Raw genomic sequence first — 21,858 nt, forward strand, 5'->3', positions numbered from 1 at the left:
CATAATCCGCGTGTCGGGGGTTCGAGTCCCTCTCCCGCTACCAAAAATCCCCAATGAATTCAGTGTTTCCATTGTCTTTGGCTAGCGCCGAAGGTGGATGTCTGCTGACTTGTACCGACTCGGTACCGAGTGGGGCGGTGGCCTGTTTTTGTGTTCTTTAATTCAAGACTCCGAGTTCCTGATTGCGAACTCGGAGTCTTGAATTAAATCCGATGGCTGCGCTCTGCAACTTCGGTCGCGCTGCATTAGCGACTTGAATGCTGCGGAGGATGGATGCCGCCCGTATTCGTGTGAGAGCTCTGCCCAAGTCGGGGCCCTTTTTGCGATGCTCGCGAACTTTACGTGAAAAAACAAAGAACGACTAGAACATCTGCGAATGAAAGGAGAACGCTTGATTGCTCTACCAGCGTGTCCCTGATATCAATATATTGGTCAATGCTGAGTCGGTGCCACAATAGATGGGGGCTGTAATGACCGTAGGTAGTAATCTTCGTCTGATCGCGTTGAGTGGGAAAAGGTACTCGTCATTCCCTGGCCACCTCCGCGATCCGTTTCTGGCCCATGCGAAGGCTGGGAATCGAGCCGATGGCTTCCCAGGCATATGCACAGATCGCATACCCAGAGATATCGAGTATCAGATTATTTCTAAGTGTTTCTACAGGCCTAAAGCAGGCGAAGACCGTTTGACGTGCGCAATGTGTACTCCTAACCGTTTTCTTGATGGTCGACTTATCTGGATACCGAGCTACGAGAGAATCGCTGTAATCGGCCATGAATGTGCGAACGACCGACAGCAGGCGTTTGCAGAGAATGGCTTCGTTCGTGAGCAAAACAGGCGGCACTGGGAGGAGTGTCTAGAGGCCGACCTAACAAAGCTTGGAGTTATCAAAGCCAATTGGGCAAAAAATGCAGATATTGGCCGATTAGCAGCGGATGCAAAGCGACTTTTCCGCCGACAGTTTCGCGTCCTGTTTAAGCAGCTTGATCTACAGCGTCGTAAGGGAAAGGGTCTGACTATTGAGATCGAAATAAGTGAGCCCCAGGTGGGCAAACTCACGGCTGTAGATGTGAGGAGTTTTGGGTCTCTCTCTGGGGACGACTTCCTGAAGTCTACATTTGATCCAGCAAAGCGCTTGAGAGAGCAAGGCGTTGTTCTCGAAGCGATCGAGAATCCAGGAGCCGACCGCGAGGCGGCTTTCGATCAAATAGTCAATATGTCCTATAAAAACTTGGATTGGACTTATTCTCAGCTGAGAAAGGCGAAGGCGGTTGACGAGAAGGCCCGCACGGAAGTCGCTGCAGCCTACGAGTTCTTCAGCGAGGAGAATTTTATCCGAATAGGAAAGTGGCTTGCTGCGCACGAACAGACCCGCGTGAGTGATCTGTCATGGTCCAAAAAAGATGGTGTTGTAAGGGTGACCTGCAGGGAAGATGGTGCGCTGATGAATATGAAATTGCAGCACAGCGAGTTGGCGAAATGGAATACCTTACCCCAGTTACTTTGTTTCTGACCCAACTCCGAAATTTAGTGGAATGACCCAAACGGAAGCGTCCGTTTTGGGATTCCCTATGCGATGTGAGAAGGTCGGCTTCAAACCTATCCAGTCATTTGTTGACTGAGGATGGATTGGGAAAAGCGGCCCTTAACAAGCTTGCTCGAATTGCTCCTGTGCGGCCGCCGTAGCGCGCATAAACGAAGTGGATCACCCATCAAACGTCAAAGCGTTTGCTACCTAGCGATCATTCAGATTACCCTTAGCCCGACAACTCGAAGTTCTGGGCGGTTTCTTTGAAAATTTCATTAGATCATTTCGATGCCGAGCGCGTTGCGTTTCTCGCACTTAGCTCCTTAAAGGGCGTGGGTTTCGAAACCCTACGGAGAATCTCTGAGTCGGAAAATTCATTTCAAAGCGTGATCGAGCTTGAGAAGGCTGACGCAGTGCGTAGCTTGCTAGGACGGTCAGAACTCCAAGAGAACGACGATGGCGATCAGGCGTGGCGGAAAACTCGCACAAGGGCACTAGATACTGCGAAACGAAGGAGCGAAGAATTAGCCCGATCAAATGTGTCGATAATCTTTCAGGGCGACAAAGAGTTTCCACACCAACTTGGTGATCTCAATAATACCCCACAGTGGCTCTTTGTTCAGGGAAACCCTAATGTATTGTCGCAACGCTCCATCTCTGTAGTCGGGTCGCGCAAAGCATCTCAGGATGGTGTCTGGCTTACTCGATATGTTGGGCATTGGTTATCCGAGTTCGGAGTGCCAACTGTAAGCGGTTTGGCCGATGGTATTGACCAAGTTATTCACTCCGCCAGTATCGACGCAGGCGTTCCAACAATTGCATTTTTGGGAACTGGAATCTTTACTGAATACCCAAAAGGTTCAGATACGCTGAGGCGCACAATTCTAGACAGTGGCGGTGCAATCGCAACCGAGTACCTCATCAAGGAAGGATACAGCGCCGCCAACTTTGTACGCCGAAACAGACTTCAAGCAGCGCTGAGTAAGCTCCTTATTCCAACAGAATGGGCCGTGAAAAGCGGAACAGCGCACACGGTGCGATATGCGTTTGAACTCTCGCGCCCAGTTGCATTCTTGAGAACACCTACCCAACCCGACTTTAACTGGGTGCCCCGCGCTTACGTCCCAAATAATGGGTTTTTCACCATCCCTTCTGACCAAAATAGTTTCGTCGATTTTGTGTCTAGGCATTTGAAATCCGATTCAGTTTCAAAGACTGCTCAGTTCAAGCTATTGTGAGGACCTGCTATGCACACTCTACGTGGCGCGATATTTTCTCTTAGTAATGTTCTTGCCAAAGAGGGAAAAGCGGATAGCGACACCGTATTAGAAACCATAAAGCTTATAAAATACATGATTTCTGTTGGTGTTCAGCCTGCATTGGTCAGCAACTCGACTTGGACGATCGCAGGCACGAAAGAGCCATTCAATGACTACTTGTCACGAGTAATTGGACAAAAATTGCCCTATTATCATGGCGGCAAAGACATGGCTTACAAGCAATATGCCTCAGCTATGCAACATGTATTGGAAGCTCAAGGTTGGTCACCTCAAGAGGTTGTCTATATCGGAAATACTCAGGAGGACACTCAGGCAGCATCCAATGGCGGTCTGCTTTTCCTAAACGCAAAATGGCATGAGGAGAATAGTCAATTCGGCTTTGAGTTCAACTCTCCGAAAGACATTGCAAAATTCGTTGATTGCTGTTGTCTGACGCCAAAAGACTGGTTTTGGAGCATTGAGCGAGATAACCTACGGGTGTACACGATTGCTCCACTAGGGGAACATTCCAAAGCTTATCCTGATGCTGCGACATACTCCACAGATGCAAAGAACGCCGTAAAGTTTGGTGCAGGGGATTTGCGATTTTGGGGCCTCCTAATGGCTGCAAGAATGCACCTCTCTGGAGTTGGGGCGGAAGCATCATATGTGGCCCCGTATCCAGGCCACAAAACCACTTCCAAAAAGGCCGAACTCTTACAAGCAGTAAGGATCGCCTCGGGGTCTTTGAGAGCCCGATATCTGGAAGACTACATCTTTAGGCACCAAGACGCACCGAAGTCGCAGAGTCTTCGCAACAGTGGCCAGCAACCTTCCGCCCTTGATCAACTTGCTACGGTCCATCTCAGAACCGACCCACTCAAAACTGGAGAGGTTGGTGGGCGCTATAAGAGCCGTCCCAACGTTAATGGAAAAACCCTGGTCGTGGTGGATGATATTTGCACACAGGGTCATTCTCTTGAGGCGGCCAGAGCGTTTGCCGAGGCGGCGGGTGCACATGTTATCTGTTTGTGTTGGCTGAAAACTCCAGGCCCAAACGACTACCACGAAATCGTCAAACTCGATCCAAGCATCAAAAAGCCCTATTCGAAGTACACTCCCAAAAAACTAGATTTCTCAGTTCATTCGAATTCAGGCAACGTTATCAATCCTAATGCCGCAGCCGAGATCGCTGATGCCTTCACGCGCTTTAGTGGATGGGATTGGCCTAAAGGTTTGTAAGGGTGGGGGTAAACTTCTATTTGCTAGCTAGGTGGCTCCAATTTCATTGTGAGCAGCAAAGGTCCGCTTACTGCCCATTTTTGCCGTCGACCGAGTGCGATGCTTTGGTCACTATTTCGGCATTGCCGCCGTCTGAATATCGCGTGGCAGAGGGTTCTGAATGTTGGAGTCTGACCACGACTAATGTGCTCTTGCGATATATACATTTTGATATCCTTAGCTCTTTCTCCCAGAGCCGAACTATAACCGTAGGGCATAGTGCTAGTCGGTCACTACCCCTCCAATATTACTACCACTAAATTCTTGACTTCTCTTGCCCTCCTTCTCGCCGGCAAGCACGATTAAGCATTCCTCAGAGTGCTTGCAATGGCCTACCAATTTGTTCACCTCGATCTTTGGTCGCGAAAATCGGACCCGAAAGGCCGCGACACCAATTTCATCTTTGATGAAGCCATTCGCAAACCGACAGCGTGCGTTCACGTCCCTGATCCTAAACCACCCACCGTTATATACGGCGTCGGTGTCGAGGAAGCCCGCGCCATGCACGATGCAGCTGCGGCGGTCGCAACGACCACGGTCAAGGGCAAGCCTCGGAAAATCAGGCTCGATCAGAAAACGTTGCACAGCGTCGTCGCATCGCATCCATATACAGTCGAGGAAGTGCGGGCCGACAAGGCGAAGCTCGCTGAAGTGAAGCAATGGGAGCGGCTGACAATTGCGTGGCTGCGCGACCAATACGGCCCCGCCCTTAAGGCCGTCATTCGACACACTGACGAAAAACACTGGCATCTACACGCATACGTTATCCCGACTTCCGATCCCGAAATGAAGGCAATGGTTTTCCATCCTGGAACCATTGCAAAGCGCGCTGTGAAAGCTGGCGGACGGCGTGATGGCGAAGACAACAAGTCTCTCAATAAAAGGGCCGATGTTGCCTATAAGTCAGCCATGCGTAGTTGGCAGGACTCCTATCATGATGCTGTAGCGGCACCGTGTGGCCTGACGCGACTCGGACCTGCTCGTCGCCGGCTTTCTCGCGAAGAATGGAAAGCCGAACAGGCCCAGGCTGGCGCTCTCAAGAACGTGCTCGATCGGGCCGGCGTAGTGGAGAGGCAGGGCCAGGCTTACATCGATCGCACCAAAGCGGCAGCTGCGGAGATCGTGGCTGATGCTTCGGCGAAGGCTGAACGGTTGCGGGGTGTCGGTGGTGCGGTCCGCTCGGTAATCGACGGTGTCCAGGATTCAAGAATTCGCAACGAGATTCGCGCGCAATTTGCCCGCGATCTGGCGACAGCAACTGAAGCTGTCGAGAGAGCCAAAGCCGATTCTGCCAAGGCCAACCACTCACGGCGTGAGGCTGAACGGAAGGCGGCCGACCTGCGCCATTCCATGCGTCAGCAGAGCCAACGGCTGGTCGCCACACAACAAGAAGTCCGTCGTCTCTCGGCAGCGCTGGCCGCAGCGCTTGATGAACCGACGCCAACGCCAGGAGGGATGACACAATGACTATGACAACAGGAGAAGAATTGTTCTGGCAGAACGCCGCTGGTGTCCTCAGGGATATCGGTATGCCTCACCTCGACCCTGTCCACGGTGCAGCAGTCGATATTGTCCGCTGGTGCCGTGTGGTCAGAAGCCGACCAACCCATCATCGGCAAGAATTCCTGGAAATGGAATCACCCGCGCTACTTGCTTATCTGGAGACGCTGGCCGAGAGCGGAGATGTCGATGTCTGGCGGACGCTGGAAGACCGCATCAGTCTGCGGGCGGAAGCGTTGCGTACGAGAAATATGCGCCCGTGCCCGCGTCCATGGCTCGCAGCGATCTGGAGTGCACTCCCAGAGCTGGCTGCCATCGGCCAACGGATTCTTGATCAGCAAGCGGGGGATGACGATCCGAATCCAGGAGCTGCACCAACCGTCGTGGCCGGCCACGATGATGGTAAGGGCAGCGGTGAAGGTGAAGGCGGTGACAAATCAGGGTCGGCCGGCACAACCGCCAGACCACAGCCTCAACCCTCATCACGGCTCCCGCTGCCTGCCACTTCTGTTCGCCTAAGCGCCGCTGAGTGCAAAGCTTTCGGTCTCGATGATGAGACGAATGACGATGATGGCGATGGTAATACGCCCGATGGAACTGAAGGGCCCGATGGGACGAAAGGTCCTGGCGGTCCCAAGGGTGGGAAGAAATGATCGACCTTCTCGCTGAGCCTTCTTCTACAAATATTGCGTGGCAATGGGTCTCCGCGGTCCTGCCAAGCGATGGAACCTCGCCCTGGGGGCGGACGCTGCAGGTCTTCACGAGCGTGTTGTTTTTCCTGGCCGGCCTCGGCCTGGCTTTCGGTGTTGTCTCAGGTATCGTGTCTTCGGCTTACACGGGCAAAGTTCTCGGTGACAAATGGCATCAAATCTGGGTGCCGTTGCGCATCGTGCTCGGACTCGGTCTTCTGGCTCCGCTTCCTGAAACCGGGTTTTCCTCCGTGCATTACCTGCTGCGCGATGTGGTGGCCAAGGGTGGCATAAACCTGGCCGATGCCACCTGGAACACATTCGTAGGTGCTGTAGCTGGTGACGGTGTGCCGATCGTGCCGCACTCAACGAATGGCTCGACCGTCGCAATGGCGACCCTGCGTCATGAGATTTGCGCAGCAGTCTATAATCAGGCCGGCACGAAATTTGGATGGACCGCACCTGTGCCCCTGCCCATGGGGAAGGAATCAGGTCTCGGTGTAGGCGGATATGACAAGCGGGCAGTGTGGTCCTACGGCCCGACATGCGGGCAGTTCTCCTATTCGGTTCCTGATGGTCGAGGCAAATTCTCGAACGCACGCCGTGAGGCCGTTGCGGAAATAATTTCCGCATTCCGCCCTGAGGCGCAGCGTTACGCAAGGCTTGCAGCGGAGACAACGGGAGTTTCTTCGGCGGACGGTATGACATCGGCGATTTCCACATTGGCACTGTCTCCGACCCTCGTCCAAGACATCCGCTTGGCGGGCTCAGCCTTCGACAAAACGATCGCGGACGCCGCGAAGGCTGAGGTCTCAACTCTGGACACCGATTCACGTGCGAAACTCGTCGCGGCTGCTCAGCAGCAAGGATTTTTGGCGGCGGGTCTGTACTGGCGCAACCTCGCGCAAGTCAGTGAGCTCACAACGTCGCTCACGAACGAACGTATGGAGGTTACCGCGCCAAGCACCGATGGAGATTTCGGGCAAGCCATCGATCGCGCCTTCTCCATTCTGGCGCTCCAGGTGTCTGGTGAAGCGGAAAGGGTGAATCTGAGCGCAAACGATTTTGCTTCTGCCGGCGACGAAAGTGCCGATTTTCTGACAAAGCTCCTGGCTCCCCTGGCCCGTTCGATGGCGGAATGGGCTGCAACATCTGGAGCGGATACCGATGCCGATGCTATGTCAGGCCTGATTTCTTCGGGCCATGCGATGATAGCTGCGGGCTGGGCGGCTATCGCAGCAGGTGGAACGCTAATGGTTGCTTCCAGCAATTGGTTTTCGTCCGCAGTTGGTGCGGGCGGCGCTGCGGCCTGGTTTATGGATTGGTCAAAGTGGGTGATCGGCGGCTTGATGATCCTCGGAAGCCTCCGCGCCTATGTTATTCCGATGATGCCTTTTGTTTTCGTGTTCATGGCGGGAATGGCAACTCTGGCCGCGCTGATCGAAGCCATGATCGCTCTGCCGCTCTGGTGCATGAAATGGCTGCGCATGGACAACGGCGGCGATTTCGCAGGAGAGTCCGTACGCATGGGCCTTCTGTTGATTGTCAACATAGCGTTGCGTCCAGTTCTTGCGGTTCTGGCCCTGTGTGCGGCGTATCCGGTTTTCAATGCAACCCTCGGCACTCTCGACAGGCTCTGGCCGATGGCTTTCCTCGGTCAGACAGGCGGTCATGTGGTGGGACTCGTTGGGTTCGTTGTGATGACCGCGATGCACATGTACCTCGTCTGGTACGCTTGCGTGAAGGGTTTTGGGCAAATCTGGTCGTTGCCTGATCGCGTGCTGGCGTGGGTGGGCCAACCAGGTTCGGGCGGTGAGGCCAGTATGGCATCGGGAGCGATGGGAGGAATGATCGCTATCGCCGGCAGAGGTGGCATGCCAAAATTGTCAGGAGGCATGATCCCGAAAGGAGGGAAACGGAAATGAAGAAAACACTTAAATGGGCGGCCTGCGGGCTGGGACTGGCAACAGTCTGTGGGCTGGCGGGGATGCCGCACCTGTCCGCCAGCGTGGTCGCCTTGACAGCGTTTTGCGCTGCGCCAGCACTCTTGTTCCTGGCGCTGAATGCGCTGCCTCACGCGGTGAGGGAAGGAACATGAAGGCGGCCATCATCATCGCTGCCGCAGTTTTCCTGTGGGCGGGGCCGCTGGCGGCTGAATGTGTCACGTCACCGGTCGCCAATATTTCTGTTGTCAGCGGTGCGGGCAAGGATCAGAAACTTTGGAGCCTGCACACAGATGGTGGCTGGTCGCACACCATCGTCTCCATGCCAAGCTGGATGCGAGCGCAGCGAACTATGAGGCGCGGATACAATATAATTGACCTTTGGGGCATACCACGGTCGGGGACGTACAGTGTCAGCACGAGATATACGAATTCGAAAAAGTCTGTCGTTTGCGATAGCAATTTGCGCTTCAAATGATCGGAATACCGTCGATATTGATATCTCCTGTTATTTCTGCCGTCACGTACTTGTACGTGACGTATTCAGCCAAGGCGGCCATGGTGACAGAGCGATCTAACGTCTAAAACGGGCGGGGAGCGGACCTCCGCTGCACTGCCGACGTTGACGGTCGTTTGTTAGGTGCTATCGTGGTCCTAATGGCCCGAAGCGGGCGGAACTCTGAAGGTAGTCGAGCCTCCCCTTATCTGGATCGCTTCAGACTACAACGGCATAAGGGTCCTCATTTGAAAGCAGATGAGCCATTGTCTCGGTAATGGTGAGCTCGTCATACGGCTTTGAGAAGAAGCGACTTCCGCCCGGCAGCATGCTCTCATCGACAATGTCAGCACCCGATGCGACGATCAGCTTAACTGGCGGCCACCGATCTCGGATGTAGTGGGACAGTTTGATACCGTCCATCGTCCCTGGCATCTGAACATCGGTGAAAACAAGGTCGATGTCGTCTCGGGATTCGAGGATGCGGATTGCCTCATCTGCGTCACCCGCCTCCAGCGCTTCATAGCCTGCCGACAGGACAAGATCGACTGCGCTCATCCTTATGATCGGACTGTCTTCCACGATCAGGACGACCGCCGTGCCATTGTTCATTGTTCACTCGATGTATGTGGTTGGCGGCAACTCTTGAGCCTTCAACGTTTTGGAGAACAGTTAGTTGCTATGCCGCTGAAGAAATGTCTGTCTGGAGGCCTGAGGTATCCCGATGGCTGATTGTAACCACCGTACCTGGTGCGGCGCTGCTCAACGAAATTTCGCCATTCATGTTCTTCACAAGTGCCTCCACGATACCAGTCCCCAATCCCGCCTTGGGCGCTTCGTCCCCGACGGGCATTCCGATTCCGTTGTCGGAAACAATAAGCGTCCAATCCTTGCCCGACGACCGATAGTCGATCACGATCGTCCCGGACCGCTCGTCTGCAAAGGCATGCTTGAGTGCATTGATCACGAGTTCGGTTACGATGAGCCCCAGACTGATGGATACGTCCGCAATCACAGTGCTATCATCGACCTTCACCTCTATCGATAGCCTCTCGGGGTCCGCGATCATCGATGCGCCGAGGCTTTGGCACAGTTGCGTGAAGTAGGCACGGAGTTCAACTCTTCCTCCAACGGATGTGGAAAGCTGTCGTTGCAGCTCTGCGATTGACATGATGCGGTGACGGGCGTTGTGGAGATGTCCACGTACCTCCTCCGACTGAACGCGACGTGCACTTTGCATTAAAACGCTGGCAATAATCTGCAGGCTGTTGGCAACCCTGTGCTGGACTTCCTGCAGCAGCATGGCCTTGTCGCGAATGAGATCATCCTTCAGGCGAGTTTCGGCACGCATCTCGGTTACATCGGTTATGGCGAGGAGCAGACGAATATGGTCGAGGTCGCCGTCATCGAGCGTTCGTGCATTGACGACCAACTGTCGCGTCTTCTGGTTTGGTCGCTTCAGTTCGATCTCGTATGCATCGATACTGGCGCTGCCACTCGCGGTCGCCTTCAACAGTGACGCGAGCCTGGGCATCGACCATTCCCCGTTTCCCAGTTCGTCGATGCGCTTGCCAGGGACAGACTCGGGGTCGATCTGGAACGCTCGGCAGAACGATGCGCTTGCTACAATAATGCTAAGATCATCAGACAGGAACAGCAGCGGCTCGTTGGAGGACATCACCACGGCAAGTGTGCTCGCCGATTCGAAGTGTGCTGTTGGTAGCAGTGGCATGAAAGGCCCCTCATGGGCCGAAGACTCGCGGCGCAAGTCAGGATTCGGCAGGATCGTCGAAACGCTTGCAAGGCCAGGGTCCGACATTGGCACTGTAGCACGGCTGATGGGTGGGGATCGCATTAATAATTCCGACTTCACCGCAACACTGTCGCAGGCTCGGTGGAAGCGCGGGCGTAGGCTAACCTTGGCGAACCGCGGCTTTTGTCAACAACACCGCCGATCGAAAATGAGCGACTTGGTCTTACATCAGCCACTCACCGCGCTTCGAAGGAACGGCAGCAAAGGGCCGAAAGCGGTCAAGGGTTCACGCATTCCTCGGGCATTCTCGAACCATAGGAACATTTCAGGAACACGCAAGCGTGTCACGGTTGCGGATGTCCAGAATGGGTTGGGAATCTGTGGGGCCAATTTTGCTTCGCCCTTCACTCCGCGTCTTCAGTCCCCCGCGGCTCCAGCGGGTCGCTTACGTGGACAAGGCCACCTGTCCACTCTTCGCTGAAATACAGGGTATCGCCCTTGGCATCGATAGCTGCCAAAGTGGGATGGTCAGGGATTTCGAATCTGGCCCATGCCTCACCGAAGTTTGACTGGCCTGCCGCTTCAACCGCGTCTGCGATCATGACGTCGATTTCGCGCTGATAATCCCAAAAATCCCCGACGCAACAGGATTCCTGTGATTCACGTGGCATACTTTTGAAAGCCGTATCAGCATCCTCGGCCAGCCGCTCAAGGTGATAGACGGATTGCCCGTCCCACGCTTCAATGGCCTCGAGAGCTTGTTTGAAGGCATCAGTCTGATCGTTTGTTCTATCCATATCCGTCATGTCCTTTGTTCGTTTTGGTGTTCAATTTCGTATTGAAAACCTGCCCCAGGCCATCACGTACTTGTACGTGATGGAAGTGGCGCGGTGGCGGTCTCAAAAGCCATGGTGTTGATCAGCTGAGGTCTCTGCATTCAGCATAAACTTCGACGGCGTATTCACCGCAGCCGTAATCCTCAAGCTCTGGCGCATGTAACATTGCCTGGGCAATTGCCTCAGCTATTGTGTCGCCTCGACCTTCCCACGACACCCTGATGTCCGTGAAAGTGACGTCACAAACAAAAATTTCGTCTTGCTGGCGTGCGTGGAGTTCTTCGTCATCGCGGCGGCTCATGTTGCCTCGTCCCATTCGCGCCGGCGCTCGGCGTCCTCAATCCCAACAATCAAAGCCCAAGCACGATCAAGATGATATTGGGTTGTGGTAAGTTCGCGTGCGACGGAATGAGCGTCATCTGTACGCAGGTCTGAAAAACCGCAGGCAGCTGAGTAAATGTCGGCCTTTAGCCTCTTGTATTGTTCATCACGAAGTGGGAATTCCTCGGGCGGGATGTCTACGAATCGGAGAGATTTTGTCATGCTCTTGTTGCCTCGCTAATTTTCCGAATTACGTCGTCGCAATAGATACGCTGGCCAGTAGTCCTTCGACCCCAGATAGCCATGCCGGCGAAATTTAGGTCCACGGTTTCGCCCGCCTTCTCCAGCCTTTCAGCAAGCCAGTGCGAGACGATCCAGTGCGAGAGAATTACCTGGTCGTCTTGCTCGCCAGCGTCGAACAATGAAAGGGCCTGGTCTGCGAGATGATCGGATGATGCGCTTCTTGCAAGAGTTGCGATCAGTTGTGTTGCGCAGCAAAGCACTTCGTCTGTTGCAATGTATTCTGGCGTTTTCATTGTGGTGCCTCTTCTCTATTTTTGAGTTCAATCCAACGCATGACCGCTTTCACTCCGCCGTCAATAAACTCACGGTCCACTTCGGCCATTGCGGTTTCCTCTTTGGTCACCCACTCTTTCTTGCGGTATTCGGGATTGAAATCCCGCACAATGCGGCGTTGGGTGGCATCAAGCTTCTGCCATGCCCCCGCCTCGTCGCTTGCGTAGCCAGGATTGGTTTTCGCCAGTTCATTGAGAGCGAGACCAATCGTCATCCGCTCTGTCGTGGAGCCAGGCAGGTCGCCAGCGTCGGTCTCACCGCGCCTCACCTGTTCTATTTTTTCGCGCTCTCTCATAGTGGATTCCTTCTTAGTTCGTTTTGAATGAGGCCGGCGACGACATCCCGCATGGTCGCCTGATGTTGCGCTGCGTGAATTTTGAGCTGCATCAGCGTGTCGCGCGGCAGTGTGACGCTCAGTCGCGCAGTGTCAGCGTGCTGCCCGGGATCGGCGGTTTTCAATGAAGGCTCTGGTCTTTCCTCGTCAGTCATGATGATTCCTTTCGACATGGCTTCGCCGTCCTCGACGAAGCGAAGTTTTGTTGTGGTCCAATTGGGGATATTTGCGTGACCGCTCACAGCGAGCGATCACGCGGGATGGATGCGACCTTAGCGCCGGTCTTTATGCGTCTTCGAACTCAAAAAACTCTGCGACGGTATCTGCATCGGCATGCAGCTCTGCAAAGCTGCGAGCAGCCTCGGTGTCGATCGGTGTCAGGCCCTCACCTCCGATTTGGCCGTTGCACTCGGACAGCACTGACCAGTGTGAAAGCGCTCCGCCGTAGCCCGCGAGAAAAAAGCGCCCCTTGGGTGTGCGGAAAAGCGCTGTGCGTTCAAACTTGAAATCACTGCTGCCGACATCGGATTCAAATGTGCAGATTTTCGTGGCGGTCTCGGTATTGTAGCGCAGACCGTCTACAATCTTGATGAAGGTTTCATTCATTTCGTATTCCTTTCTATTGTGTAGGCGACGTATTACCAAATCTTTGGCATAGCTTCGCCGTTTCGCAGGGCGCGAAATTTCGTTTCTATTACCGATCTGGAGAATTCATCGGCGTGTGGTTAGATGCTTTTGTGCATCCTCACATTAATGTTCGGAGCGATACTTCGGTCTGTCAATCCACATAATGACAGGTCGCCGAATTATTTTCAGACCGCCTTCAACCCTGTTGCGATACGTTCGATAGCCTCAGATGCCAACGTCCTCGCGGCATCAAGTGTGTCTGCGAAGCCGCACGCCAGTGACCTGGTTCTGCCGCCTCCGCTCGGGACGTCTATTGAGTAGATCGCTCGCCCATCGGGCCCTGGCAACCATGCGACGTATGGGCAGAGGTTCATGTATTCCTCCTCCGTCTCAATTGGGACCTCTGCTGCATCCCAGATCGCGGATGGATCACCGCCACTGTCCCATTCCACCTTATCCGTCTCACTCATATGCGCTCTCCTTTTCTCTACATGGTTGCATTGCCTTTTTCTGTTGAGCGATCAGCTATCTACTCAACATGGCCAACACGTACGAGATTGTGAGGCGGACGTCAACTGCTCTGGCCAATTTTTATCGGGCGGGGGCCATTCTAAGATATTGTAATCGCTGCCTAAAATTCAAGACCCCGCGGCGATTTCCATTGGCGGACCGAGTTCTTGAGTTAGCGAAATCGAGTTCTTGAATTAGCGAATATGAAGTATTCGTGTTTACCAATGGTTGTGTTTGCGTTTCAATGACTTAGGGCTCGAAAAGGCGTTTTCAGCAAGCTGGACGATAATTACGAAACATTTTCGCGATGGCTGCGAATTGCGCCGGCTCGCCACACAAAATCAGCGCCGCCTTGAACAAATCCAAAAGGATATATTTTTTTCATGCAGGTGGTCGTTCGCCAGTTATCGAGGGCCGAGGCTCGTATGACTGCGCCGCAGCGGCTGTCATACGAACCTGCTGATGAGCTTTGCGATAAAGATCGCAGGCAGAGCCATGCACAGCACGAGGCTGACAGTCTCGACCATCTGGGACGCTTTGATGCTGGCGCTATAGAGGGCCGCGAATGTGAACAGTGCACTTGGCAGCGTAAGGATTCGAAGAATGAACATTTTGCGTCTTCCTGTGATCAGCTGATTTTCAAACGTGGGCCAGGCGACGAAACGCTTGCAGTCCACCGCTCTTGATTTCGCGTCGGATTTCGGAAGCTGCGTCAGGTAGGCGCGACCGTCCAATCAGCGTTTTGCTTGAGCTGTTTTTGGCTTGCTTGTAGATGATCGCAACATAAGCGTTCAGATGGCCGGCGGCGTCTCTGTCGTCAAATTCCTCAACAACGATGTCGACATGCAGACCTCTGATCGTTGTAATTCTGATCGCCATAACAGGAACCTCAATATATTGTTTTCATTGAAGTATTTATAGCATATCGCTGCAATTGAGCCCAGGTGGCTACGCGGACAGGTTGTTTTATCCCGGAGCTTTTCCTGGTTATTTCGATAAGACTTTAATGGCTTAAGCCTGTAGGGATTGTTCCCCGTTCGATGCTGGCTGCAAGCCGTGCTCGAACCCGTGCGCAGCACGGACTAACTGATTGTTCCCCGTCCCGATGCCAACGCATAAACCGCACGCGGAGCGGCAGTCACCCGCAGGGCTGCAACGGCAGTGGAGGACGGCCTAGCCGTTGACCTAGCGAGCATTGCGGTATGGCTTCAGGCCAAGGGATGAAAACCTGAAACCACACTTAGTAGCCTGCCAACCTTGACTGATCGTACACGCTTGATGCAATTAATTGGTGTATCGCCATGAGATTCGCTCGGCCCATGATCAGCTGGATTAAGAAGCATTTCGAAAAACGACGTCAGGTTGGTGATCGATGCAAAGCTGACGCCGAGAAGCTTGCGTCAGCTGACCCCGTAAACTCGTATTACAATGCGCAGCGCGCTGCCATCCGCTGCCGATGCGCGGGGCAGGTCGATGAATTTATGCATTGGTCCAAGGTAGCCGCTGAAGTGGCCCGCATTGAGCCACGGGCGGAAATGGACTTCGCGAAAGTCCAGGCAATCAATGACCGTGAGGAAGCGCGGCAAAGGCAGAGTGAAATGTGGCGTCAGCGTAAATGAGAGACTCGGCAAGGCTCATCTCCAGATCGTCAATCATAGCGGTAATCTTGATGAACTGCCGCCTTACTGTTGACGACTGACAGAGAGGGCATTGAGGTGTGTTTACCTCTGAGGACGAAATGACAATTTTGGATGATATCGGGTGCATCTGAATGACCAAACGTGCTGTGTGGGCTTCCCTGCGAAGCCATACAGCACCTTTGCGCTTCAAATGGCCATTGGGTCATTTGAGAGCGGCAACTGCGTCTCTCGCCCAGGAGAGCGTATCGGAGCCATGAGCATAGCGACCCTGGAAGGGGCAAGGCGGGCATTCGCGCATGTCGAGATCGGTAAGACGGGTAGCCGCAGGAGTGTCAGCATAGCGCCGTGTAGCGGGACACGGGACCGACTACCCCCGACGAGATATTCCATTTGTGCGTTTTTTGGCTCCGCGGGTGTCGCAGGATTGGAGTAAAACAACTGAGACTGTGAAGGGGCAGGATTCTAAAGGATCGGGCGGGGGTGCAAGCACCCCCAGGCCTTCGGCCTCCCCCACCGTCGGTAAACATACCATACACCGTTACGAATCGTGACGGACCGCACAATTCCTGATGTTTTGGCTTATCGAGCGGCTTTTCGGGCCTCGGCCATTGCATTTGAAATATGGCCTGTGGAGACGTTGAAATGAGCCGCCAGCTCATCGCGGTTCATGCCAGACTTAGCGGACATGTATAAGCACTTTTGCCCCAGGGCGATCCGCGCTGTCTGTAGCTCTGCACGATCCTGCGCACCCTTGCCTCGACGAAATTTCGTCTGCCGTTCCGTTCCACGCTCGCGGCGTAAATCGGAATCAATGAGCACCCTCAGGTCCGCGTCCCGCATCTCGGCCGGCTCAATCTTCAGCCAGTCGACGATCGTGTCCGATCGCATCCGAAAGCGCGGGTCGACTTCGCGACCGTTGAAGAGAATCGTCTTCCCTTCAGCTGCCTGTTTTGCCCGCTTTACAATGGTGCTCAGTCGAGCCTTGGACTCCGAATCCGACCAGCCTGCGGCCTGCATGGCGAGGATGCGGATTTCCCGCTCCATATCCTCAGCCGCTACCATCCACGACAACGCGTTGGCTGCAACAAATAGCCACGCGTCGCGTCCGCCTGCTGGCAATGCGCCCGTCGCTGGATTTCGGTACCGACGCAATTTCTGAAGGTCATCATGGATCGTTGACCACAACGTCGTCCCTGTCAGCTTCTGCGTTATCCTTTTTTCCATCCCCTCACGCTCGGCTTTACGTGCTGTGCGTTCCGCTCTAAGGGAGATGATTTCGGCTTGTGTGTGCGGCAACACTTCATCAGCGAGGGTGCCGAACACATGCCTAGTCGGTGCCTCGGGCGATCCCTGGCACCAGACCATACCGACCTGTCTCTGATCCCATTCGGCACGGCTGTTGACGCTGCCCACGAGCCTAAAAACCCGTGCTGCATCTAGCGCTCGTTTATCTGCCCCAAATTTCGTCAAAGCGTTGGCCAGGGATTTCTGCACAAGGCTCCAGCGTGGCAGCGCGATAGGTGGCAAGAGTTCGGTAAGCCACACACAGACCAAGCCGCGCCCCGTCGAAAGAACGTAACTTGGGAGGGGCAGACCTTGCGCCTCGATCGCATATATGACCCTTGCGGCGATTTCCCGCGGCGGACGGCCCTGCCACCGCTTGCATTGGTGGTAGTCGAGATCGACATAGTTCGAACCGATCGCGGTAAGGTCTGCAATACCCCGCCAGCGGCCAAAGGCCTGCTGGCTGATAAAGATGTCCTCTATACCGCCACCGCGGATTATTTTTTCGGCTTGATAAACGGCATCGCCGCCCACTGGGACAGTCCATTCCCGCCAGTTTTTCTTGCCGTCTGAGACGCGCTGAGCAAATGAGACGACGCCTTTGCGCAGACCGCCGCGGGTTCTAGTGTTTTCTGGATGAAGAGCTTGCACATGATGGCCTGAGCCAAAGCGGCCGTAGTCGAACGTGTCATATGAAACTGCACTTACGTGCACGTCCGAATTGTCAACACTTGGAAAAGTACACTGGGGCTCGGGTGAGGCTGGGATATGTCCCAGCCGAGGGCTCACCGATTAAAGTGAGGGGGCTTTACACCGATATCGCCGTAGGCAATCATCATGAGGCATCTCCAAAAAACACCGCTAGGGTTCCAGCCCAATGATGCGGTGTTTTTTAATGGTCAGTCGCAATGTCGGGCGGGTCAAGCGCCGATAATATAGTTCCGTATCCGAAACGATCATCTGGCGGTCATGTCCTTGTACGTGATGCTGGCCGTACCCCACCCCGCCGTTCGGCGATGCTGCGCCCCTCCCCAGGGAGGAGCTCACGCCCTTCGCGGGGCGACTGGGATATATGGCCAGCGCGCAAACGCGCCGGCCATGCCATATTCAGGAGTAAAGAGCCTACGGCCGACAGCAATGATGTCAGTCAATGTGATCCCGAGTGCGGAGAAGAGCGACCTCAAGCGGATCGGTTGCATGGTACGAGACGAATTCCTCAGAAGTGATCGGCCCGAGCCCAAACCTCTCGATCAGATCGCGGTCTTTCGTGCCCCACAGGATCGCGATCTGCTTGGGCCCCAGAATGTCGCGCGCGCCACCGTTCTTTCGCAGCCTCTTCATGTAGTCGTGCTGCTGCCCGATTGCTTGGACTTGGCTTCGGGAGATTGGCTGCCCCTGAATTCGTTCGAACAGCGCAGCCAAACGCCACTTGCCCGTGCCGGCCTCCATTATGGCCTTGCGCTCTGCGAGCGGAAGAACCTCCCAGAAATTCTTGGGATAGCGCTGTTGTTTCAAGAGCCACCAGATGTTGGTGTAATGCGCTGCAGCGATCTGGCCCTTCTTGTCCTGATTTTGGCTGCCCCTGAGATACTCTAGCCGGCAGACAACCAGACCGACATCGCAAAGTGCATTGCGTTCACTGGCTCTCATAAGGATAGCGGGGCGTCCGATACTTTCCTTCGGGATCATCCAGTCGCGAGCGGTCGTCATTTTGATGTCGACTTCGGTATCGTTGACGAACAGATCGAGGACTTTGCCTTTGGGAAGCTTGAGAAAGTTTCGAAGGAGGATTTCGACCTTGGTTCCGATATAGGTCTTCTCGGTCTTCTCGATCTCGGCCAGGGTGAACCTGTTGGTCCTTGGCGCATCGATCACTTCGTCAAACGCCTGACGGAACAGGATTGCCACCATTTCGGTGAACGCATCGAGTCCTCCTGCTGCGGTGAGGAGCGCCTGCTCGATCGCAAACAGAAGGGCATAATCTTGATGGGACGAATCGAGGGGCGCATACGACATGCGCCAGATGTTGGCTGCACATGGTTAGCGGAAGGTTAAGGGATCAACCTGCGAGTGCCGAAACAGGACGGCTCGCCCTCGTTTCGATCGCTTCACGCAGTTTCAAGGCGACAGCCTTAGCCACTGGCGGCGGGAAGGCGTTCCCGACCTGTCGGTACGAAGTGGTTTTCTTTCCGTGAAACTGCCAATCATCGTCAAAGCCTTGAATTCTGGCGGTCATGCGAACTGTTAAGCGCGGCATCCCGACAAAATCTCTCTCTGGTGCTTCCTCAGCAAGGGACTTCCCATTCACGCCGAGAGTTGCCCACGCCATTTTGGCCCGTGTGGGGCCGAGGTCTGGACCTCCATGTTTTTTTGATCCGCCAACCAGCGTAGGGGCAATTTCGTTCGCACGCTTTGCCCATGCTTTCGCGCCTCTCCAGCCATTTGCGGCCATCAAGTCCGCCAAAGTTTCGCCAACTGTTGGCGCATCCAAAGGAGAAGGCGAGGGCCATTCGAATTGGTCTTTGATGTCATCACGAAGCGCCACGATAATCACCCGAGGGCGAAGCTGCGGAACGCCGTAATCACTTGCGTTAAAGAGCCGCCAATGCGCTTCGTAGCCGAGCTTCTTGAGCTCGCCCTTTATGAACCCGCGATAATCTTCAAAGACTGCAGACAGGAAGCCGCGAACATTCTCGATCATGATGGCCTTGGGCCTGGTCTCATCTACAAGTCTAATCGCGGCTGGGAAAAGATTGCGCTCATCCTTGTCGCCAAGCTGCTTGCCGGCAACGGAGAATGGCGGGCATGGCAGGCCTCCTGCCAACAAGTCAATTCCTTTGTAGCCAATTCCATTAAACAAGCCGAGGTCTTCCTCATGAACGGTCCAATCGGGCCGATTCAGGCGCAAGGTCTGGCAACAATCGCGATCGATCTCGACAACGCCAGCATGATCGAAGCCTGCAAGTTCTAGGCCTCTGGCCTGACCACCCGCGCCGGCACACATTTCGAGTGATGAGAGCGACATTACTGTCTCCTTGGGCGGAACACAACGTGAACGCTTTGCCGTTAGCATGCGGATGATTCAAACGCAACGATCCTAACCATAGAGCGTTTAGCGAAGCTTGCGTTCATGAACGTGACGGGAATCCACAGTTTTAAACCCCGCTCTCCAGGAACTCGACAATCCGTCGTTCCACTGCCGGCATATCGCGCAGCTCGCATTCCCAGATGACCAGAGTGCCCCACCCCAAGGCATGAAGTTTTTCGAGGTTGGAGATGTCTCGGGCGACGTTTCGATCCATTTTTGCGACCCAATATTCGGTATTTGATTTTGCTGCCGATCGCGCCTCGCGGCACTCTGGATCATATCGCAAATGAGCATGCCAGAAGCAGCCTCTCACTTCGATGACCTTTCGGCGAGGGCCAAAGACCAAATCTGGTTTTCCAGGCAGGTCTTTGCGATGAAGGCGGTAGCGATAACCCAGGGAGTGAAGCAGACGGCGGACCTTCAATTCAGGAAGCGTGTCTTTGCTTCTGATGCGGGCCATCAAATCACTGCGCCGCTGTTTATTCTCGGGCAAACTCTCTGGGCTCGTCACAAGCCAGTACCCATTTTTTCAATCAGCACTCTCGCCCTTGGTCGTGCCTCTTCGACTGCATCGATAATCGCATTACACCACGGTTCCATAGCAATCCTCTTGAGCGCCAGCCTCTGCGACTGGCTGTAGGCAGTGCGGGTAATCGCGGCCGCGCCCCGAGAAACTATTTCGCTTCCCGATCCTTCATGATCGAGCACCGCAGAAGCTGCGTCGCCTCGCGTTGTCCAGTCTTCAACCATCGTCGCGAATGTGGTGCGAGCATCATGCGGTGACCAATTTGGCTCTTCGATCCCAGCCAAGGTCAGTAGGTTCGGCATAGTGGCTGATTGGCTTTTTTCGTCCCTTCCGCGCAATCGTTCCAGCAGCTTATTCACCGATGAGCCGTCCATGTGATTGATCTCTTCATTTTTCCCTTTCCGTGTAGCGGGGAACAGCCAATTGGTTCCAGATGATCGGCTCGCGGTGATGGAACTTGCAATTATATTCATAGCGCGCGGCGGTAACGGCAGAACATGTTCGCGACGACTCTTCATCACGTGCGGAGGGCGATACAAGATGCCCCAGCCATCACCTGCGCGTTCGTCGAAAATCAGTTCACCAACTTCGGTGGAGATCAGGGCTTCGCGTCTTTGTGAAGTGAGAACCATCATCCAGAGCGCCTTGAGCGTTGTGTCAGAAGTCCGAGAATTGATCGACCTACCAGGTAACCGTCGGACAATCTCCGCCAGCGCGATGGTCATTCCCAAATCTTCAACGGAGGGAAAGCGGTCTCTGGTTTTTTCAACATGAAGACTGGCAACATCTCGCCACCATTGGGAAACGCCCACCAGTCCAGCGTCGGCTGAGTGGTGCTTGCGGGCCCAAGACAACGCGGCTTTGACGTACGCCAGTCCTTTTCTGCTCGCCGAACCACCGTGCAGGCTTAGAATCTTGTTCCGATAACTCTCCAACGCCCTCTCGTCCAATTCCCGCACCAAGAGGGCAGAGATATCGACAAACGGCTGCTGGAGAATGGCGGATTCAACGTCCTTCAGTGTCTTTTTTGAAGGCGCACGTCTTTTCCCGCGGACAATGCGCCCCACTTTGATGTGATCATCCCTGTAGCGCTCCATCAGGGTCAGGAGGTTCCACTCGTGGTTTTGCTTGCCTGCTCGTCTCAAGACAACACCCGCAGCTTCTTCCACTGTGGCTCCCGCCAGCCGTGCGTCGATCCAAGGGCGAGGATCGAGACCCGACTTCAGCATCGCGCGAATGTGCGAACCCATTTTGCGGGTTTCGCCAACGGTCCACCTATTTGCAGGGCCGAGGGTCACTGTAGATGATGCGTATTTGAGCACCCAAGTGGCATTGTGCCGACGCACACGAAGTCGCAGCCCAGGTTCACGGACGTCAGACCATTCCTGTAGGTCCGTCTTGCCGAGCTCGGCAAGGCGAAGGGCATCTTGTAGGTGCTGACCGGTGAGAATCTCTCTAATCGCCATTGTCCGATTCCTTGTACCGTTTGTGTACCGACTAGAACTCAAGACTCCGAGTCTTAAGTGGAGTTCATGAGGTCTTCATTTCGGCATAAAATTGTGAAAAGTCAATTAATTAAGGTGGAAATGAAAGACCCCGCAAAGCCTAAGAAGAGCACGGGGCGCGGAATCATAATCCGCGTGTCGGGGGTTCGAGTCCCTCTCCCGCT

Annotated in this window: 25 protein-coding genes; 9 read left to right on the forward strand and 16 right to left on the reverse strand. The window is 54.5% G+C overall.

The annotated features are described in order from the left end of the window. Positions 1-695: 695 nt before the first annotated feature. The 8 genes from LL06_RS20375 to LL06_RS27450 all read left to right on the forward strand — a co-directional run bounded on the left by LL06_RS20375 (position 696) and on the right by LL06_RS27450 (position 8,676). On the forward strand, positions 696-1,511 hold the full coding sequence (locus tag LL06_RS20375; RefSeq protein WP_035531084.1) for a hypothetical protein: 816 nt from the start codon (positions 696-698) through the stop codon (positions 1,509-1,511). Between the two features lie 278 nt (positions 1,512-1,789). Beyond that, positions 1,790-2,764, forward strand: coding sequence for a DNA-processing protein DprA (locus LL06_RS27010; RefSeq protein ID WP_081964102.1), 975 nt, complete (start codon positions 1,790-1,792; stop codon positions 2,762-2,764). 9 nt (positions 2,765-2,773) lie between these two features. Then, positions 2,774-4,027 carry an HAD family hydrolase gene (locus LL06_RS27015; protein ID WP_081964103.1) on the forward strand — a complete coding sequence of 418 codons (1,254 nt, stop codon included), beginning with the start codon at positions 2,774-2,776 and terminating at the stop codon, positions 4,025-4,027. A gap of 366 nt (positions 4,028-4,393) precedes the next feature. Next, positions 4,394-5,533 carry a hypothetical protein gene (locus LL06_RS20380; protein WP_152599701.1) on the forward strand — a complete coding sequence of 380 codons (1,140 nt, stop codon included), beginning with the start codon at positions 4,394-4,396 and terminating at the stop codon, positions 5,531-5,533. After that, positions 5,530-6,219, forward strand: coding sequence for a hypothetical protein (locus tag LL06_RS27445; protein WP_152599702.1), 690 nt, complete (start codon positions 5,530-5,532; stop codon positions 6,217-6,219). The genes LL06_RS20380 and LL06_RS27445 overlap by 4 nt, the downstream gene beginning before the upstream one ends. Next, positions 6,216-8,180 (forward strand): DotA/TraY family protein, encoded by a 1,965-nt coding sequence (locus tag LL06_RS20385; RefSeq protein ID WP_035531090.1) that lies wholly within the window; start codon positions 6,216-6,218, stop codon positions 8,178-8,180. The genes LL06_RS27445 and LL06_RS20385 overlap by 4 nt, the downstream gene beginning before the upstream one ends. Continuing rightward, a complete protein-coding gene (locus LL06_RS27725; protein WP_161785002.1) occupies positions 8,177-8,353 on the forward strand; it encodes a hypothetical protein in 177 nt (58 codons plus the stop codon). Before LL06_RS20385 ends, LL06_RS27725 begins: the two co-directional genes overlap by 4 nt. After that, a complete protein-coding gene (locus tag LL06_RS27450; RefSeq protein WP_152599703.1) occupies positions 8,350-8,676 on the forward strand; it encodes a hypothetical protein in 327 nt (108 codons plus the stop codon). The genes LL06_RS27725 and LL06_RS27450 overlap by 4 nt, the downstream gene beginning before the upstream one ends. A gap of 237 nt (positions 8,677-8,913) precedes the next feature. On the opposite strand, the gene LL06_RS20390 is transcribed toward LL06_RS27450, so the two are convergent. From LL06_RS20390 to LL06_RS20430, 11 genes are all read right to left on the reverse strand, one after another. Further along, complete coding sequence (locus LL06_RS20390) at positions 8,914-9,306, reverse strand: response regulator (RefSeq protein ID WP_035531092.1); 393 nt, start codon at positions 9,304-9,306, stop codon at positions 8,914-8,916. A 67-nt stretch (positions 9,307-9,373) separates the two neighbouring features. Further along, entirely contained in the window at positions 9,374-10,426 is a 1,053-nt protein-coding gene (locus LL06_RS20395; protein ID WP_035531094.1) for a PAS domain-containing sensor histidine kinase, read from the reverse strand. A 425-nt stretch (positions 10,427-10,851) separates the two neighbouring features. After that, entirely contained in the window at positions 10,852-11,253 is a 402-nt protein-coding gene (locus LL06_RS20400) for a hypothetical protein (RefSeq protein WP_035531096.1), read from the reverse strand. A 112-nt stretch (positions 11,254-11,365) separates the two neighbouring features. After that, the gene (locus LL06_RS20405; protein WP_035531099.1) at positions 11,366-11,584 is read right to left on the reverse strand and encodes a hypothetical protein; all 219 of its coding nucleotides are present in this window, start codon (positions 11,582-11,584) and stop codon (positions 11,366-11,368) included. After that, positions 11,581-11,826: a hypothetical protein gene (locus LL06_RS27455; RefSeq protein WP_152599704.1), complete on the reverse strand. Its 246-nt coding sequence runs from the start codon at positions 11,824-11,826 to the stop codon at positions 11,581-11,583. The genes LL06_RS20405 and LL06_RS27455 overlap by 4 nt, the downstream gene beginning before the upstream one ends. Continuing rightward, a complete protein-coding gene (locus tag LL06_RS27460) occupies positions 11,823-12,140 on the reverse strand; it encodes a hypothetical protein (protein WP_152599705.1) in 318 nt (105 codons plus the stop codon). The genes LL06_RS27455 and LL06_RS27460 overlap by 4 nt, the downstream gene beginning before the upstream one ends. Further along, positions 12,137-12,475 carry a hypothetical protein gene (locus tag LL06_RS20410; RefSeq protein WP_035531101.1) on the reverse strand — a complete coding sequence of 113 codons (339 nt, stop codon included), beginning with the start codon at positions 12,473-12,475 and terminating at the stop codon, positions 12,137-12,139. The genes LL06_RS27460 and LL06_RS20410 overlap by 4 nt, the downstream gene beginning before the upstream one ends. Continuing rightward, positions 12,472-12,669, reverse strand: a complete 198-nt coding sequence (locus tag LL06_RS20415; RefSeq protein WP_035531103.1) for a hypothetical protein — start codon at positions 12,667-12,669, stop codon at positions 12,472-12,474. Before LL06_RS20415 ends, LL06_RS20410 begins: the two co-directional genes overlap by 4 nt. 130 nt (positions 12,670-12,799) lie before the next feature. Beyond that, positions 12,800-13,120, reverse strand: a complete 321-nt coding sequence (locus tag LL06_RS20420) for a hypothetical protein (protein WP_052161771.1) — start codon at positions 13,118-13,120, stop codon at positions 12,800-12,802. 206 nt (positions 13,121-13,326) lie between these two features. Further along, positions 13,327-13,611, reverse strand: coding sequence for a hypothetical protein (locus LL06_RS27730; RefSeq protein ID WP_035531106.1), 285 nt, complete (start codon positions 13,609-13,611; stop codon positions 13,327-13,329). 679 nt (positions 13,612-14,290) lie between these two features. Then, entirely contained in the window at positions 14,291-14,530 is a 240-nt protein-coding gene (locus LL06_RS20430; RefSeq protein WP_035531109.1) for a hypothetical protein, read from the reverse strand. A gap of 440 nt (positions 14,531-14,970) precedes the next feature. Between LL06_RS20430 and LL06_RS20435 the strand changes: the two genes are divergently transcribed. Further along, positions 14,971-15,270, forward strand: a complete 300-nt coding sequence (locus tag LL06_RS20435; protein WP_035531111.1) for a hypothetical protein — start codon at positions 14,971-14,973, stop codon at positions 15,268-15,270. A gap of 600 nt (positions 15,271-15,870) precedes the next feature. On the opposite strand, the gene LL06_RS20440 is transcribed toward LL06_RS20435, so the two are convergent. From LL06_RS20440 to LL06_RS20460, 5 genes are all read right to left on the reverse strand, one after another. Continuing rightward, a complete protein-coding gene (locus LL06_RS20440) occupies positions 15,871-17,226 on the reverse strand; it encodes a hypothetical protein (RefSeq protein ID WP_152599706.1) in 1,356 nt (451 codons plus the stop codon). Positions 17,227-17,718: 492 nt separating this feature from the next. Next, positions 17,719-18,591 carry a NaeI family type II restriction endonuclease gene (locus tag LL06_RS20445; RefSeq protein WP_035531115.1) on the reverse strand — a complete coding sequence of 291 codons (873 nt, stop codon included), beginning with the start codon at positions 18,589-18,591 and terminating at the stop codon, positions 17,719-17,721. 43 nt (positions 18,592-18,634) lie between these two features. Next, the gene (locus LL06_RS27020; protein WP_081964104.1) at positions 18,635-19,600 is read right to left on the reverse strand and encodes a DNA cytosine methyltransferase; all 966 of its coding nucleotides are present in this window, start codon (positions 19,598-19,600) and stop codon (positions 18,635-18,637) included. 130 nt (positions 19,601-19,730) lie between these two features. Beyond that, positions 19,731-20,174 carry a DNA mismatch endonuclease Vsr gene (vsr, locus tag LL06_RS20455; RefSeq protein WP_081964105.1) on the reverse strand — a complete coding sequence of 148 codons (444 nt, stop codon included), beginning with the start codon at positions 20,172-20,174 and terminating at the stop codon, positions 19,731-19,733. Then, positions 20,171-21,439, reverse strand: a complete 1,269-nt coding sequence (locus LL06_RS20460; protein WP_161785003.1) for a hypothetical protein — start codon at positions 21,437-21,439, stop codon at positions 20,171-20,173. The genes vsr and LL06_RS20460 overlap by 4 nt, the downstream gene beginning before the upstream one ends. Positions 21,440-21,858 lie beyond the last annotated feature (419 nt).

Source organism: Hoeflea sp. BAL378, assembly GCF_000759435.1.
GTDB lineage: Bacteria > Pseudomonadota > Alphaproteobacteria > Rhizobiales > Rhizobiaceae > Hoeflea.